Source organism: Streptomyces sp. NPDC041135 (genome assembly GCF_055592085.1).
In genome coordinates this window covers 46,355-59,040 of sequence record NZ_JBVIYZ010000009.1, presented here as the reverse complement: position 1 = coordinate 59,040, position 12,686 = coordinate 46,355, and the positions used below count along the sequence as shown (strand labels likewise).

Here is a 12,686-nt window from a genome sequence, read left to right as displayed (position 1 = left end):
GCGATGACGGTGACAGAGGGCGGCTCGGCGTCCATCAACGAGGTGGTCTACGGCCCCGGGATCGACCCGGAGCGGCTCGCCGTGTGCCTCGAGGTGCTGGCGGAACTCGACGAGCTGGACGTCGACCACCCCGACGCCATCGCGGTGCGCCGGGCCACCGCCGGCGTCTACCGCACGGTCAAGCAGCGCCGCCGCCAGGAGCGCCGGGCCGCCAAGACCGCGCACGACAAGGCCGTCACGGAGGCCACCGCCACCGGCTCGGCGGAGCGCATCGACGACGAGACCGAGGGCGTCCTGCCCTCCTCGCAGACCACCGAGGGCCAGATCGCCGGCGTGCTCCAGCGCCCGCGCTCCTGCTACGTGTGCAAGGCCCGCTACGTCGAGGTCGACTACTTCTACCACCAGCTGTGCCAGAGCTGCGCGGCCGAGAACCGCGCCCGCCGCGACGCCCGCGCCGACCTCACCGGCAAGCGCGCGCTGCTCACCGGCGGCCGCGCCAAGATCGGCATGTACATCGCGCTGCGGCTGCTGCGGGACGGCGCCCACACCACGGTCACGACCCGCTTCCCCAACGACGCGATCCGCCGCTTCAAGGCCCAGCCGGACAGCGCGGAGTGGATCCACCGACTGAAGATCGTCGGCATCGACCTGCGCGACCCCGCCCAGGTCGTCGCGCTCGCCGACTCGGTCGCCGCCGAGGGCCCGCTCGACATCCTGATCAACAACGCCGCCCAGACCGTACGGCGCTCCCCGCAGGCCTACAGCGAACTGCTCGCCGCGGAGTCGGCCCCGCTGCCCGCCGGTGAGCTGCCCGCCGCCGAGGTGATCGGCGGCTTCGGCTCGGGTGCGGTCGCCGCGCTGCCGGTCCCGGGCGGCGGCGCCCTCACCGCCCAGGACGTCACCGACCTGGCCCTGGTGTCCGGCTCGGCGTCCCTGGAGCGGATCGCCGCCGGCACCGCCATCGACGCGGGCGGGCTCGTCCCCGACCTGCACGACACCAACAGCTGGATCCAGACGGTGGAGGAGGTCACGCCCGTCGAACTGCTGGAGGTCCAGCTGTGCAACTCCACGGCGCCCTTCATCCTGATCAGCCGCCTGCGCCCGGTCATGGCGGCGTCCGCGGCCCGCCGCACGTACATAGTGAACGTCTCCGCCATGGAGGGCGTGTTCGCCCGCGGCTACAAGGGCGCCGGCCACCCGCACACCAACATGGCCAAGGCCGCCCTGAACATGCTCACGCGCACCAGCGCCCAGGAGATGTTCGACAAGGACGGCATCCTGATGACGGCCGTCGACACCGGCTGGATCACCGACGAGCGGCCGCACCCGGACAAGATCCGCCTCGCCGAGGCCGGCTTCCACGCGCCCCTGGACCTGGTCGACGGCGCCGCCCGCGTCTACGACCCGATCGTGCGCGGTGAGGCGGGCGAGGACCTGTACGGCGTCTTCCTGAAGGACTACGCGCCGGGCAAGTGGTGAGCCCGGGACCGGAATCGAAGATGCGTTCGCACCTATAGGCCAAGTGGGTGCATTCCAAAGAGTGCGAACGGTATCAAACCAGGGCAGATTAGCCCTGTTGAAGGGTGACGTGACGCGGGAAAGTTACACCTTGTTTGCACTCCCTATCGAGCGGATGCCTGCTCATTTGGTTAATCTGGAGCGGACGGACAACAGCACGGGGTCCCACCCACACCCACGGTCCGTCCCGGGGTGAGCCGGTCCACAACCGGCCTGCTCTGACACGAAGCACTGGCGCCACCGCGTCCGAACTGGCCTTCCATCCAGACCCGAGCGGGCGTCGAGCGCCGCAGCGCAAGCTGTCCGGTATGCCCCGAGGGTGACCCGACACATAAGGAGTGCGCGGTGACACCGGAGAAGACGAATCGCGAACAACGCCCCAAGGAACGCGCGGAGCGCGCGGGCCGAAGGCCCGGAGAACTAGGCAGCCTCGACGTGTGGGCCCGGTCTGCCCCGATCCGCCTCGCGGGTTACGAGGAAGACCTCGCCGAACCGCACATCCTGCCCAGCGTCGACTGACCCTCCGGGTCCGGGCGTCGCGATCGCCGACCGCATGGGCGTGCCCCACTCACGCCCATGCGGACCGAGGACACCGTGGCCGCCGTCCGGCCACACACCCGCTCCCCCCGAACCGGCACTGCACGCATGGCACGCCCTAGCCCAGCGGTGCCGTCCGCTGCCAGGGACGCAGGGACTCCAGTTACCGCGCCACATCCAGCAGGCGCCCCTCCGTGCCCGGGCGCCCGACGAGCTGTACGGCGCAGGGGGCACCCGTGGGCAGCGTGCCGAAGGGCACCGACATGGCGGGCCAGCCCGCCAGGTTCCACACCGGTGTCAGCGGTGAACACGCCGTGTTGACCGCGATGTTGCGCAGCCAGCCCCGCTCGTGCCACGGCGCGGCCCGCGGTGAGCGGCGGGCCAGGGCCGGGGTGAGCAGGACGTCGTGCTCCGCGAAGAACGGCGCCAGTCGCGCCCGAAGCCGCTCCCGCCCCTCGCCGGTGCGCACCGAACCGACGAAGCGCCGGCCCACGCTCGCGTGGACCCGGGTGCGCCGGGCGAGCAGCGCCGGGTCGAGCCCCGCGGCGTCGACCGCCGTACCCGCCGTCCAGTGGCGCAGCGCGGTCGCCGCCAGCGACAGCGGATAGGGCGGGTCGGCGCGGCGCACCTGGTGCCCGGCCGCCGCCAGCAGCCCGGCCGCGTCCCGCGCCGCGGCCGTGTACGGCCCGCTCACCCCGACCCCGGCGAACGGGCTGCGCAGGGAGACGGCGACCCGCAGCGGTGCCTGCCGCGCCGCCGGCGCGAACTCCGCCTCCGCCAGCACCGAGAGGGCCAGCCGCAGGTCCGTGACGGTGGTGGCCAGCGGCCCGTTCTCCGCCATGCCGAACCAGTCGCCGTTGCCGATCCCGGCCGGCACCACCCCGTACCCCGGCTTCAGGGTGACCAGGCCGCAGATGGCCGCCGGAATGCGCAGCGAGCCCATGCCGTCGTTGCCGAGGGCCAGCGGCACCAGCCCGGCGGCCACCGCGGCCGCGCTGCCGCCGGAGGAGCCGCCCGCCGTACGGGAGGTGTCCCACGGGTTGCGGGCGGTGCCGTGGACCCCCTCCGTGGTGCCGAAGACGCACAGTTCGGGCACGTTCGTCAGCCCCACGACCACCGCGCCCGCCGCGCGCAGCCGGGCGACGGTGACATGGTCCTCGGCGGCGGGCGTGTCCGGGGTCGCGGCGGAGCCGTCCCGGTGCGACTCCCCGCGCACCGCCAGGTTGTCCTTCACGGCCACCGGCACGCCCGCCAGGGGCAGTTCGGACAGCTCGGCCCGCGCTCCCACCTCGTCCGCCTCCGCGAGCGCCGCCTCGGCCCGGACCACGCGGAACGCGCCGACCCGCCCGTCGAACCGCTCGATCCGGGCGAGGTGCTCCGCCACGACCGCGCGCGGCGTGACCCGCTTCTCCCGGACGGCGGCGGCGATCTCGGCGGCGGTCCGGCCGGCCCAGCTGGTCACGGGCGCTCCTCGGCTACTCGTCGGTACGGTGCGTAGGGAGAACTGTGCCCCGCCGGACGCCCGGCGTCGAGAGGCGGACGCCCGGAGGCCTGTCAGTGTTCGAGCCGCGTCCTGAACCACCGCTCCACACCGGCCACATGGGTGGCCGCCGCCGTCCGGGCCGCGTCCGGGTCGCGGTCGGCCAGGGCGCGGTGGACGGCGGCGGGCACGCGGCGATCCGCCGCGCGGTCGCCCCCGTCAGGTGGCCACGTCGACCACCTCCACGAGCACGTCATGACGCCCGTGGTGATCCGCGGCGGCCACTGCACGGCCCCCACCGCCCCGGGATTCTCCGCGGGGATGCATCCCGCGTCCGTCGCGCGGTACACCTTCTCCGGCGGCACCTTCCGGGCCGCCGACCCCGAGACACAGCACGCGCGGAACCAGCGGGACGCGCGACGCGCGCCTCGCGCGGAAAGGACAGCCGGAATGAGTGAATTCGCGGGTCTGGCGGCCCTCGTCACGGGCGGTGCCTCCGGCATCGGCCTGGCCACCGCCGGGCTGCTCGCCGAGCGCGGCGCCCGGGTCGCCGTCCTCGACCTCGACCCCGCCCCGGTGGCGCCGCCCCTGCTCGGCTTCCGCGCCGACGTCGGCGACGACGCCTCGGTGCGCACGGCCGTGGAGCGCGCGGTGACCGCGCTCGGCGGCCTCGACGTCCTCGTCAACAACGCGGGCGTCGGCGCCCAGGGCACCGTCGAGGACAACGACGACGCCGAATGGCACCGCGTCTTCGACGTCAACGTCCTCGGCATGGTCCGCACCGCCCGCGCCGCCCTGCCGCACCTACGCCGCTCCCCGCACGCGGCGATCGTCAACACCTGCTCGGTCGCGGCCACCGCCGGACTGCCGCAACGGGCCCTGTACAGCGCCACCAAGGGCGCCGTGTACTCCCTGACCCTGGCGATGGCCGCCGACCACCTCCGTGAGGGCATCCGCGTCAACTGCGTCAACCCCGGTACCGCGGACACCCCGTGGGTCGGCCGCCTGCTGGACGCGGCGCCCGACCCGGCCGCCGAGCGGGCCGCCCTGGAGGCCCGCCAGCCCTCCGGCCGGCTCGTCTCGGCGGCCGAGGTCGCGGGCGCCGTCGCGTACCTGGCCGGCCCGCAGTCCGGCGCCACCACCGGCACCGCCCTCGCCGTCGACGGCGGCATGCAGGGCCTGCGGCTGCGCCCGGTGGGCCGGTGAGCGCGGTGGGCCGCGGCGCAGTCGAGATCGGTCCGCTGGCCTTCGGCGCCGCCGGGATCGGCAACCTCTACACGGCCGTCGACGACGAACAGGCCCGGCGGGCGGTGGCCGCCGCCTGGGAGCGCGGCATCCGCTACTTCGACACCGCGCCGCACTACGGCCTCGGGCTGTCCGAACGCCGCCTGGGCGCCGCCCTGCGCGGCTACGACCGGGCGAGCTGCACGGTGTCCACCAAGGTGGGCCGCCGGCTGGACCCGGCCGGCGGCACCGGCGACGACCTGGCCGACGGCTTCGCCGTGCCCGCCACCCACCGCCGCGTCTGGGACTTCAGCGCGGACGGCGTCCGGCGCACCCTGGAGGCCTCCCTGGACCGCCTCGGCCTCGACCGCGTCGACATCGTCTATCTGCACGACCCCGACGACCACGCCGAACAGGCCTTCCGCGAGGGCTACCCCGCCCTGGAGCGGCTGCGCGCGGAGGGCGTCGTCGGCGCGATCGGCGCGGGCATGAACCAGACGGAGATGCTGACCCGGTTCGTCCGCGAGACCGACGTCGACGTGGTGCTGTGCGCGGGCCGCTACACCCTCCTCGACCAGCGGGCCGGCGCCGAGCTGCTGCCGGCCGCCGCCGAGCGGGGCGTGGCGGTCGTCGTCGGCGGCGCCTTCAACTCCGGGCTGCTCGCCGACCCCCGGCCCGGGGCGACGTACGACTACGCGGCGGCCCCGCCGGGGCTGCTGGACCGGGCCCTGCGCATCAAGGCCGTCGCGGAACGGCACGGGACCACCCTGCGCGCCGCGGCGCTGGCGTTCTGCGCGGCCCACCCGGCCGTCGTGAGCGTCCTGGTGGGCGCCCGCTCGCCGGAGGAGGTCCACGACTGCGCGGACCAGTTCGCCGCGCCGGTGCCGCCGGCGTTCTGGCAGGAGCTGCGGGAGACCGGCCTGCTCCCGGCGGACGCCCCGGTATGAGGACCGCCCCGGCCGCGCCCGCGACCACACCCCCGCCGCGCCGCTCAGCCCCGCTGGGCCGTCGTGGACAGCCGCGTCGGCGGCAGGTAGTCCCGTACGAACGTCCGCTCCCAGCAGGCGCCCGTCGCCCGCAGCTCCGGCCAGCTCGTGTACCGGTAGCGGAACAGCCGGGCGCGGATGTGACGCGGGGGCCGGCCGGGCGGGAACGGGGAGCGGCGCAGCAGCCGCAGGGTGTCGCGGTCGTTCTCCAGCAGGCGTTCCACCAGCGCGCCGAACCAGTCGCCGGCGTACCCGGGCGACAGCGCGGCGAACCACATCAGCCAGTCGAGACGCAGGTGGTAGGGCGCGAACTGGCGCGGCCAGCGCCGGGGATCGCCGGGCTTGCCCCGGAACTCGTAGGCGCGCCAGTCCGAGTCCTCGCGCGGTACGTCGTCCAGGGTGCCCTCGATCACGATCTCGTACCGGACGCGGTTGACGCTGCCGAAGGCGCCGTAGGTGTTCACCAGGTGCAGGGGGTCGAAGGAGCGGTTCATGACCTGGCGGCGGGAGAGCATGTTCAGCACCGGGCGGTGGCTGAGGAAGAGCAGCAGCGCGGCGACGGCCGCCACCACGATCTCGAACCACGGCGGAGCGCCGGGCACGGACGGCGCGTCGGCCGGCAGGCGCAGCGCCGGCAGGGCGAGGACGATGGTGATCCAGTTCAGCCACGCGAAGTTGCCGGACAGCACCAGCCACAGCTGGGTGACGATCATCAGGGCGGCGGCGGCGGTGGCGACCGGCTGCGGCGCGAACAGCAGGAACGGCACCACCAGCTGGGTGACGTGGTTGGCGGCCACCTCCACCCGGTGCAGGGGCCTGGGCAGCCGGTGGAAGAACCAGCTCAGCGGGCCCGGCATCGGCTGGGTCTCGTGGTGGTAGTCCAGGCACGTCAGCTTCCGCCAGCACGCGTCGCCGCGCAGCTTGATCAGACCGGCGCCGAACTCCACCCGGAACAGGATCCAGCGCAGCAGGAACAGCACCGGCACCGGCGGCGCGACGTCGTCGTTGCCGAGGAAGGCGGCGAGGAAACCGGTCTCCAGCAGCAGCGACTCCCAGCCGAAGGCGTACCAGGTCTGGCCGACATTGACGATCGAGAGGTACAGCGCCCAGGGCACCAGCCACAGCGGCACGGCCGCCCACAGGGGCAGCGCGGAGTCCAGCCCGGCCAGCAGGGCCGCCGAGACGGCGCAGCCCGCCCAGGCGCAGCCCGCGAAGAACCGGTCGGAGTAGTGCAGGTGGAACAGGCTCGGCGCCCGCCGGAACGGCACCCGCGCCACGAAGCGGGGGACCGGCAGCATGCCCCGCTCGCCCAGCAGCGCCCGGAACTGGCGGGCGGCGGCCAGGAACGCCACCAGGTACAGGGCGGCCAGGGCCCGCTGGAAGACCAGCCGGCTCAGCCAGTACTCGGGTGCGGTGAACCACTCCACGGCCGTTTCGCTCCTGCCTCCAGTGTCGCCCCGGCCGGTCCCGTCACCGGGGCGCCGGGCGGGCCGTGCGCCGCGGGTGCGGACCGGCCCGTGACTGTGTGTACCGCGGCTTCCCGCCTCCGTAACCCGGGCGAGTGACACCGGGGGGATCTCCGCCCCCACTCGAAGAATCGGACATTTCCTGGCAAGGTGGCCCCATGGCTGATCGGGGAGCGAGTGCCCTGTCACCTTGGGAGGACTGGCCCGCCCACCCGGATCCGATCCTGGCGCTCAACCGCATGGGCAGCTTCGACTGGGACCTGGACACCGGCCTGTTCCACATGGACGCCCAGGCCTACGAGGTGTTCGACGTGCTGCCCGAGGAGTTCGACGGACGCCCGGAGTCCCTGTCCGTGCGGGTGCCGCCCCCGGAGGCGGTCCGGCTCGACGCGGTCGTCTCGCAGGCGATCAAGGACGGCAGCGAGAACTACGGCGCCTACTTCCGCATCCGCTGCCGCGACGGCACTCCGCGCTGGACCCACACCCAGGGCTACATCCGGCGCGACGAGACGGGCCGGCCGCACCGGATCGTCGGGATCGTCCGCGACGCCACCGAGGAACTCGCCGACAGCGAGGCACGCAGCCTGCGCGCCGCCCAGGACGAGGCCTTCCGCCAGCAGACCAACGTCGTGCAGGTCATCACCGCCGCGCTGGCCCACGCCCGCAGCGTCCGGGACGTCATCGACGTCCTCAAGGACACCCACGGCGCCCGCCACCTCGGCGCGGCCAGCCTGGTCATGGGACTGGTCGAGGCGGGCCGCATCCGGCTGGTCGCCGAGGGGCCCGCGGACAGTTTCGTGCCCGACGGCACCGGCGTCACCCGGATCGACGAGCCCTACCCGATGGGCGAGGTCGTACGGACGCTGAGCCCCCGCTTCATCGAGTCGCCCGAGGAGTTCGCCCGCGGCTACCCGCTGCTGTGGCCTCACCTCACCGGTCTGCACGTCACCTCGGCCGCCTACCTGCCCCTCATCGCCCAGGCCCGGCCGATCGGCGCCATGGGCCTGCTCTACAACGACCGCCGGGGCTTCTCCGCCGAGGAGCGCGCCGTCCTCGTCGCGCTCGGCAGCAGCATCGCGCAGAGCCTCCAGCGGGCCATGCTCTACGAGCAGGACAAGGACCTCGCGCAGGGCCTGCAGCAGGCGATGCTGCCGCGCACCATCCCCAGCGTCCCGGGCGCCGACGTCGCCGTCCGCTACCGCTCCGCCGCCTTCGGCCGGGACATCGGCGGCGACTGGTACGACGTGATACCGCTGCCCGGCGGCACTCCTTCCGGGGGAGGCCGGGTGGGCGCGGTCATCGGCGACGTCCAGGGGCACGACACCCATGCGGCGGCCGTCATGGGCCAGCTGCGGATCGTGCTGCGCGCCTACGCCGCCGAGGGGCACACCCCGGCCACCGTGATGGCCCGCGCCTCGGTCTTCCTGCACGAACTCGACACCGACCGCTTCGCCACCTGCATGTACGCGGACGCCGACCTCACCACCGGAGTGGTCCAGGTGGTCCGGGCCGGACACCTCGACCCGCTGATCCGGCACGCCGACGGCAGCTGCCGCCGGGTCCCGGTCGAGGGCGGGCTGCCGCTCGGCCTGTCCGCCGAGTTCGGCCGGCTGGTGTACCCCGTCGCCACCCTGGAGCTGGACCCCGGGGAGACCCTGCTGCTGTGCACCGACGGCCTCGTCGAGGAGCCCGGCGCCGACCTGGACGACGGCATGCTCGCCCTGACCAGGCTGATCGACGGCGGCCCGGGCGAGGTCCGCGAGCTCGCCGACCGGCTCATCGACGAGGCCGACGCGCGGGGCGGCGACGACGACGTGGCCCTGCTGCTGCTCCGCCGCCGCGACGAGGACACCCGCGCGCCCGGCGGCCGGCTCCGGCAGCACGTCGCCTCCGGCGACCCGGAGGCGCTGTCCGAGGCCCGGCACCGGATCCGTGACGCGGTCCGCGCCTGGGGCGCCCGGGACCGCGCCGACGAGGTCGAGCTGGTCGCCGACGAACTGATCACCAACGCCCTGACGCACACCGAGGGCTCGGCGACCGTCACGCTGCGGGCGCTCGGCGGCAGCGGTCCCCGGCTGCGCGTCGAGGTCGAGGACTCCTCCAGCGCCCTGCCGCGCCGCCGCGACGCGGGGGAGTCCGGGGTCTCCGGGCGCGGTCTGCTCCTGGTCGACCTGCTCGCCGACGCCTGGGGCGTCGAGGCGCGCGGCGGGGGCAAGGCCGTGTGGTGCGAGTTCGGGACGCCGGAGCGGCCGGCCCGGGCCGCCCGGCCGTGATCCGCCGCCCGGCTGCGGCGGCGTGGCGCCGTCGGCGCCGGATGGCACCCTGGACGTATGCCGGAACTGCCCGAGGTAGAAGCGCTCAAGGACTTCCTCACCGACACCCTGGTCGGCCGCCGGGTGGTGCGGGTGCTGCCGGTCGCCATCAGCGTCCTGAAGACCTACGACCCTCCCGTCACCACCCTGGAGGGCGCCGAGATCACGGCCGTCCACCGGCACGGCAAGTTCCTTGACCTGGAGAGCGGCGGCGGCCTGCGCCTGGTCACCCACCTGGCCCGGGCGGGCTGGCTGCAGTGGCGCGACCGCCTTCCCGACGGCCCGCCGCGCCCCGGCAAGGGCCCGCTGGCGCTGCGGGTCGCGCTGGAGACGGGCGAGGGCTTCGACCTCACGGAGGCCGGCACCCAGAAACGCCTCGCGGTGTACGTCGTGCGCGATCCGGCGGAGGTGCCCGGCGTGGCCCGGCTGGGTCCCGACCCCCTCGCGGACGACTTCGACGAGGCCCGGCTCGCGGCCCTGCTGAAGGACGAGCGGCGGCAGATCAAGGGCGCCCTGCGCGACCAGAGCCTGATCGCGGGTGTCGGCAACGCCTACAGCGACGAGATCCTGCACGCGGCGCGGATGTCGCCGTTCAAGCTGGCCGCCTCCCTCACCCCGCAGGACGTCCACGGGCTCTACCAGGCGCTGCGCACGACGCTCACCGAGGCGGTGGAGCGCTCCCGGGGGCTGGCGGCGGGGCGGCTGAAGGCGGAGAAGAAGAGCGGGCTGCGCGTCCACGGCCGGACCGGCGAACCCTGCCCGGTCTGCGGCGACACCGTCCGCGAGGTCTCCTTCAGCGACTCCTCGCTTCAGTACTGCCCCACCTGCCAGACGGGCGGCAAGCCGCTGGCGGACCGCAGGCTGTCCCGGCTGCTGAAGTAGCCCCCGCCCGGCTACCGGCGCGCCCGGCAGATCGACGGCCGGCTGGTCGGCGGATCGGCGGGTCGCCGGGTCAGCGGGTGGGGAGGGTCACCAGGTGCCGGCCGGACGAGGTGCGCACCTCGTAGTGGTCGATCTGGTCGGGGTGCAGGGCCGCGCCGCCCTCGGTGGTGGTCGTCCCGGAGTCGTGTCCGGCCACCCGCCAGCTGGTGACGACCTGCTCGGAGCCGTCCCGGCCCACGACGACCAGGCGGCAGGAGCGGGGCCCGGCCGCGTCCTTGATCCGCAGCCGCAGCGCGCTGCCGTAGTCCGCGTCCGCGACGCTGACCTGCGCCCACACCCCGGTGTCCGCGTCGGTCGCCGCCGTGACCCGGACGCCCGGGCCGCCGTGCCCGGCGTAGGCGGCGATGCCGGGGCCGGCCACGGCGAACACCACCGAGGCGGCGAGGCCGTACAGCAGGCGCCGGCGGTGCGAGCGGTGGCGGGACGCGACCTCGCCGAGCAGCCGGTCCAGCAGCCGCGGGCCCGGCTGGGCCAGCGGATGCACGAACCGCGGGGTGGCCCGCCGGTACAGCATCAGCTGCCGCGTGGCGGGGCCGAACTCGGTCACGTGTGCCGCGCAGCTGGGGCACTCCATGAGGTGGTCCTCGAAGCGGAAGGCCTCCGCCTCGTCCAGCACGCCGAGCGCGTACGCGCCGACGTCGCGATGCCTTTCCAGGGACCTCATGCCGCATCCTCGTGCCGATGGGTGGGGGTGGGGTTACTCCGTGCTCCCATCCGTACGCACCGGGACGCCGAATCACTCAAGGCACGCCGAATCGTAATCAGCGGATTCGTAGCGGCCGGCCCCGCGGATTGGTCCGGTCGCCGGAAACCCGCGGTGAGGGGCCGCGACGGCCGGAAGTCCGCAAGGCCGGCGGACCACTGGACCGGCCGGCAGGCAGGCTAGAAGAGGTGGATGGCCAGGTGGCCGAGGGGCAGGCCGAGCCGCCAGGCGGGTGTCCACACCTTGGGCCCGTCGTCCTCACCGGCCACCGCCGCGCCCCCCGGTACGGCGTCCAGGTCCGGCGCCAGCAGCTCGGTCTCCTCCAGCCAGCGCCAGGCGTCGGCCGCCAGCGCCAGATCGGGTGACGGCGCCCGGGACACGGTGGTCCCGGCGATCCCCGCGCTCTGGCCGGCCCCGGCGCCGGTGACGCAGGCCTCGGCGTCCTCGGCGGCGAGGGCGCTCATCCGCTCCCGGACCCAGTCACGCCAGGGCTGGTCGTACGCCGTCAGCGACAGCCAGTTCTCCAGCTGGGAGACGACCCGGATGCCGGAGAGTTCGCCGTCGGTGTCGGACAGGAAGACGGTCAGCGCCAGCGCGTCCCGGCCGGCCCGGAACTCGAAGGAGGTCGGCGGCATCAGATCGCCGGTGCGCAGCAGTTCGTCGGCGATGTACTCCGCGTACAACCAGGCCATCGGGACGGTGAGTTCGCCGCCGCCGGTGCCGTCCGTGCTCTCGTGACCTCTGTGCAGCATCCCTTCCCGCCTTCCTCCGGTGCGCGCGCGTCGCCCGGGTCCCGGGCGCGGGCCCCCGGTCCGCAGCACGCATGAGGACAGCTGATGGCCCGGGCGGGGCCGTCGGCAAGGCGCTTTGCCGAGGCTTGACCCAGACTCCGGTTTCAGCGCAGGTCGGCCGCGTAACCGGGAAGCACCCGGCGCAGGGCGCGCAGCGCGTAGTACGCCCGGGACTTCACGGTACCGGGCGGGATCCCCAGTGTTTCGGCGGCCTCCGCCACACTCGCCCCGTGGAAGTACACCAGCACCAGGACATCACGGTGTTCCGGCGTGAGGGTCTTCACAGCCTCCCGGACGTCGAGCGCCGCGGTGGCCCGCTCGGCGTGGTCGGCGATCACCCGGGCGTTCTCCAGCACCGCGTCGCCGACCTCCGGGGGCCGGGCCTGCCGGGCCCGCCGCGCGTCGATCGCCAGCCGCCGGCCGACGGTCAGCAGCCAGGGGCGTACGGAGTCGAAGGCGTCGGCGCGCAGGGCCTCGGGGTGCTGCCAGGCGCGCACCAGGGTCTCCTGGACCAGGTCCTCGGCGCGCTGCCGGTCGCCGTCGCACAGCCTGAGCAGCAGGGCGAACAGCGGCCGGCCGTGCTCGCGCTGGAGCGCCGCCAGCTCGTGCTCGGCGGTCGTGGTCCCGCTCGGGAGGGTGGTTCCGGCCGTCATGGCCGTATGGCACCGCAGGGGGCGGCCCCGGGACAGGGGCGGAGCGGGGCTCTGCGGCGGACGGTCGATCGCGT

At 74.6% G+C, this 12,686-nt stretch carries 11 protein-coding genes; 6 read left to right on the top strand and 5 right to left on the bottom strand.

The features are described 5' to 3' along the window. Positions 1 to 3: 3 nt before the first annotated feature. Positions 4 to 1,479, top strand: coding sequence for an SDR family NAD(P)-dependent oxidoreductase (locus tag ACZ6CZ_RS21700; protein WP_469023539.1), 1,476 nt, complete (start codon positions 4 to 6; stop codon positions 1,477 to 1,479). A gap of 384 nt (positions 1,480 to 1,863) precedes the next feature. Then, on the top strand, positions 1,864 to 2,037 hold the full coding sequence (locus tag ACZ6CZ_RS21695; RefSeq protein WP_469023536.1) for a hypothetical protein: 174 nt from the start codon (positions 1,864 to 1,866) through the stop codon (positions 2,035 to 2,037). Between the two features lie 181 nt (positions 2,038 to 2,218). Here the strand turns inward: ACZ6CZ_RS21695 and ACZ6CZ_RS21690 are convergent, their stop codons facing one another. Continuing rightward, on the bottom strand, positions 2,219 to 3,517 hold the full coding sequence (locus tag ACZ6CZ_RS21690; protein ID WP_469023534.1) for an amidase: 1,299 nt from the start codon (positions 3,515 to 3,517) through the stop codon (positions 2,219 to 2,221). A 468-nt stretch (positions 3,518 to 3,985) separates the two neighbouring features. Between ACZ6CZ_RS21690 and ACZ6CZ_RS21685 the strand changes: the two genes are divergently transcribed. Both ACZ6CZ_RS21685 and ACZ6CZ_RS21680 read left to right on the top strand, forming a co-directional pair. Further along, positions 3,986 to 4,741, top strand: coding sequence for an SDR family NAD(P)-dependent oxidoreductase (locus tag ACZ6CZ_RS21685; protein WP_469023532.1), 756 nt, complete (start codon positions 3,986 to 3,988; stop codon positions 4,739 to 4,741). Continuing rightward, positions 4,738 to 5,706 carry an aldo/keto reductase gene (locus tag ACZ6CZ_RS21680; protein ID WP_469023529.1) on the top strand — a complete coding sequence of 323 codons (969 nt, stop codon included), beginning with the start codon at positions 4,738 to 4,740 and terminating at the stop codon, positions 5,704 to 5,706. The genes ACZ6CZ_RS21685 and ACZ6CZ_RS21680 overlap by 4 nt, the downstream gene beginning before the upstream one ends. A gap of 44 nt (positions 5,707 to 5,750) precedes the next feature. Here ACZ6CZ_RS21680 and ACZ6CZ_RS21675 read toward each other — a convergent pair whose 3' ends face one another. Further along, complete coding sequence (locus tag ACZ6CZ_RS21675) at positions 5,751 to 7,172, bottom strand: lipase maturation factor family protein (RefSeq protein WP_469023527.1); 1,422 nt, start codon at positions 7,170 to 7,172, stop codon at positions 5,751 to 5,753. A 197-nt stretch (positions 7,173 to 7,369) separates the two neighbouring features. Between ACZ6CZ_RS21675 and ACZ6CZ_RS21670 the strand changes: the two genes are divergently transcribed. Both ACZ6CZ_RS21670 and ACZ6CZ_RS21665 read left to right on the top strand, forming a co-directional pair. Continuing rightward, positions 7,370 to 9,484, top strand: a complete 2,115-nt coding sequence (locus ACZ6CZ_RS21670; RefSeq protein ID WP_469023525.1) for a SpoIIE family protein phosphatase — start codon at positions 7,370 to 7,372, stop codon at positions 9,482 to 9,484. A 57-nt stretch (positions 9,485 to 9,541) separates the two neighbouring features. Continuing rightward, on the top strand, positions 9,542 to 10,405 hold the full coding sequence (locus ACZ6CZ_RS21665) for an Fpg/Nei family DNA glycosylase (protein WP_469023523.1): 864 nt from the start codon (positions 9,542 to 9,544) through the stop codon (positions 10,403 to 10,405). Between the two features lie 70 nt (positions 10,406 to 10,475). Here ACZ6CZ_RS21665 and ACZ6CZ_RS21660 read toward each other — a convergent pair whose 3' ends face one another. The 3 genes from ACZ6CZ_RS21660 to ACZ6CZ_RS21650 all read right to left on the bottom strand — a co-directional run bounded on the left by ACZ6CZ_RS21660 (position 10,476) and on the right by ACZ6CZ_RS21650 (position 12,612). After that, on the bottom strand, positions 10,476 to 11,129 hold the full coding sequence (locus ACZ6CZ_RS21660; RefSeq protein WP_469023521.1) for a zf-HC2 domain-containing protein: 654 nt from the start codon (positions 11,127 to 11,129) through the stop codon (positions 10,476 to 10,478). A 218-nt stretch (positions 11,130 to 11,347) separates the two neighbouring features. Further along, positions 11,348 to 11,920, bottom strand: coding sequence for a hypothetical protein (locus tag ACZ6CZ_RS21655; RefSeq protein ID WP_469023519.1), 573 nt, complete (start codon positions 11,918 to 11,920; stop codon positions 11,348 to 11,350). Positions 11,921 to 12,063: 143 nt separating this feature from the next. Next, a complete protein-coding gene (locus ACZ6CZ_RS21650; RefSeq protein ID WP_469023516.1) occupies positions 12,064 to 12,612 on the bottom strand; it encodes a sigma-70 family RNA polymerase sigma factor in 549 nt (182 codons plus the stop codon). Between the last annotated feature and the right edge of the window lie 74 nt (positions 12,613 to 12,686).

Bases quoted from the DNA above. Each gene is read 5' to 3' on its own strand.
- ACZ6CZ_RS21660 (WP_469023521.1), bottom strand. From the start codon at position 11,129: ATGAGGTCCCTGGAAAGGCATCGCGACGTCGGCGCGTACGCGCTCGGC.
- ACZ6CZ_RS21700 (WP_469023539.1), top strand. From the start codon at position 4: ATGACGGTGACAGAGGGCGGCTCGGCGTCCATCAACGAGGTGGTCTAC.
- ACZ6CZ_RS21670 (WP_469023525.1), top strand. From the start codon at position 7,370: ATGGCTGATCGGGGAGCGAGTGCCCTGTCACCTTGGGAGGACTGGCCC.
- ACZ6CZ_RS21655 (WP_469023519.1), bottom strand. From the start codon at position 11,920: ATGCTGCACAGAGGTCACGAGAGCACGGACGGCACCGGCGGCGGCGAA.
- ACZ6CZ_RS21685 (WP_469023532.1), top strand. From the start codon at position 3,986: ATGAGTGAATTCGCGGGTCTGGCGGCCCTCGTCACGGGCGGTGCCTCC.
- ACZ6CZ_RS21665 (WP_469023523.1), top strand. From the start codon at position 9,542: ATGCCGGAACTGCCCGAGGTAGAAGCGCTCAAGGACTTCCTCACCGAC.
- ACZ6CZ_RS21650 (WP_469023516.1), bottom strand. From the start codon at position 12,612: ATGACGGCCGGAACCACCCTCCCGAGCGGGACCACGACCGCCGAGCAC.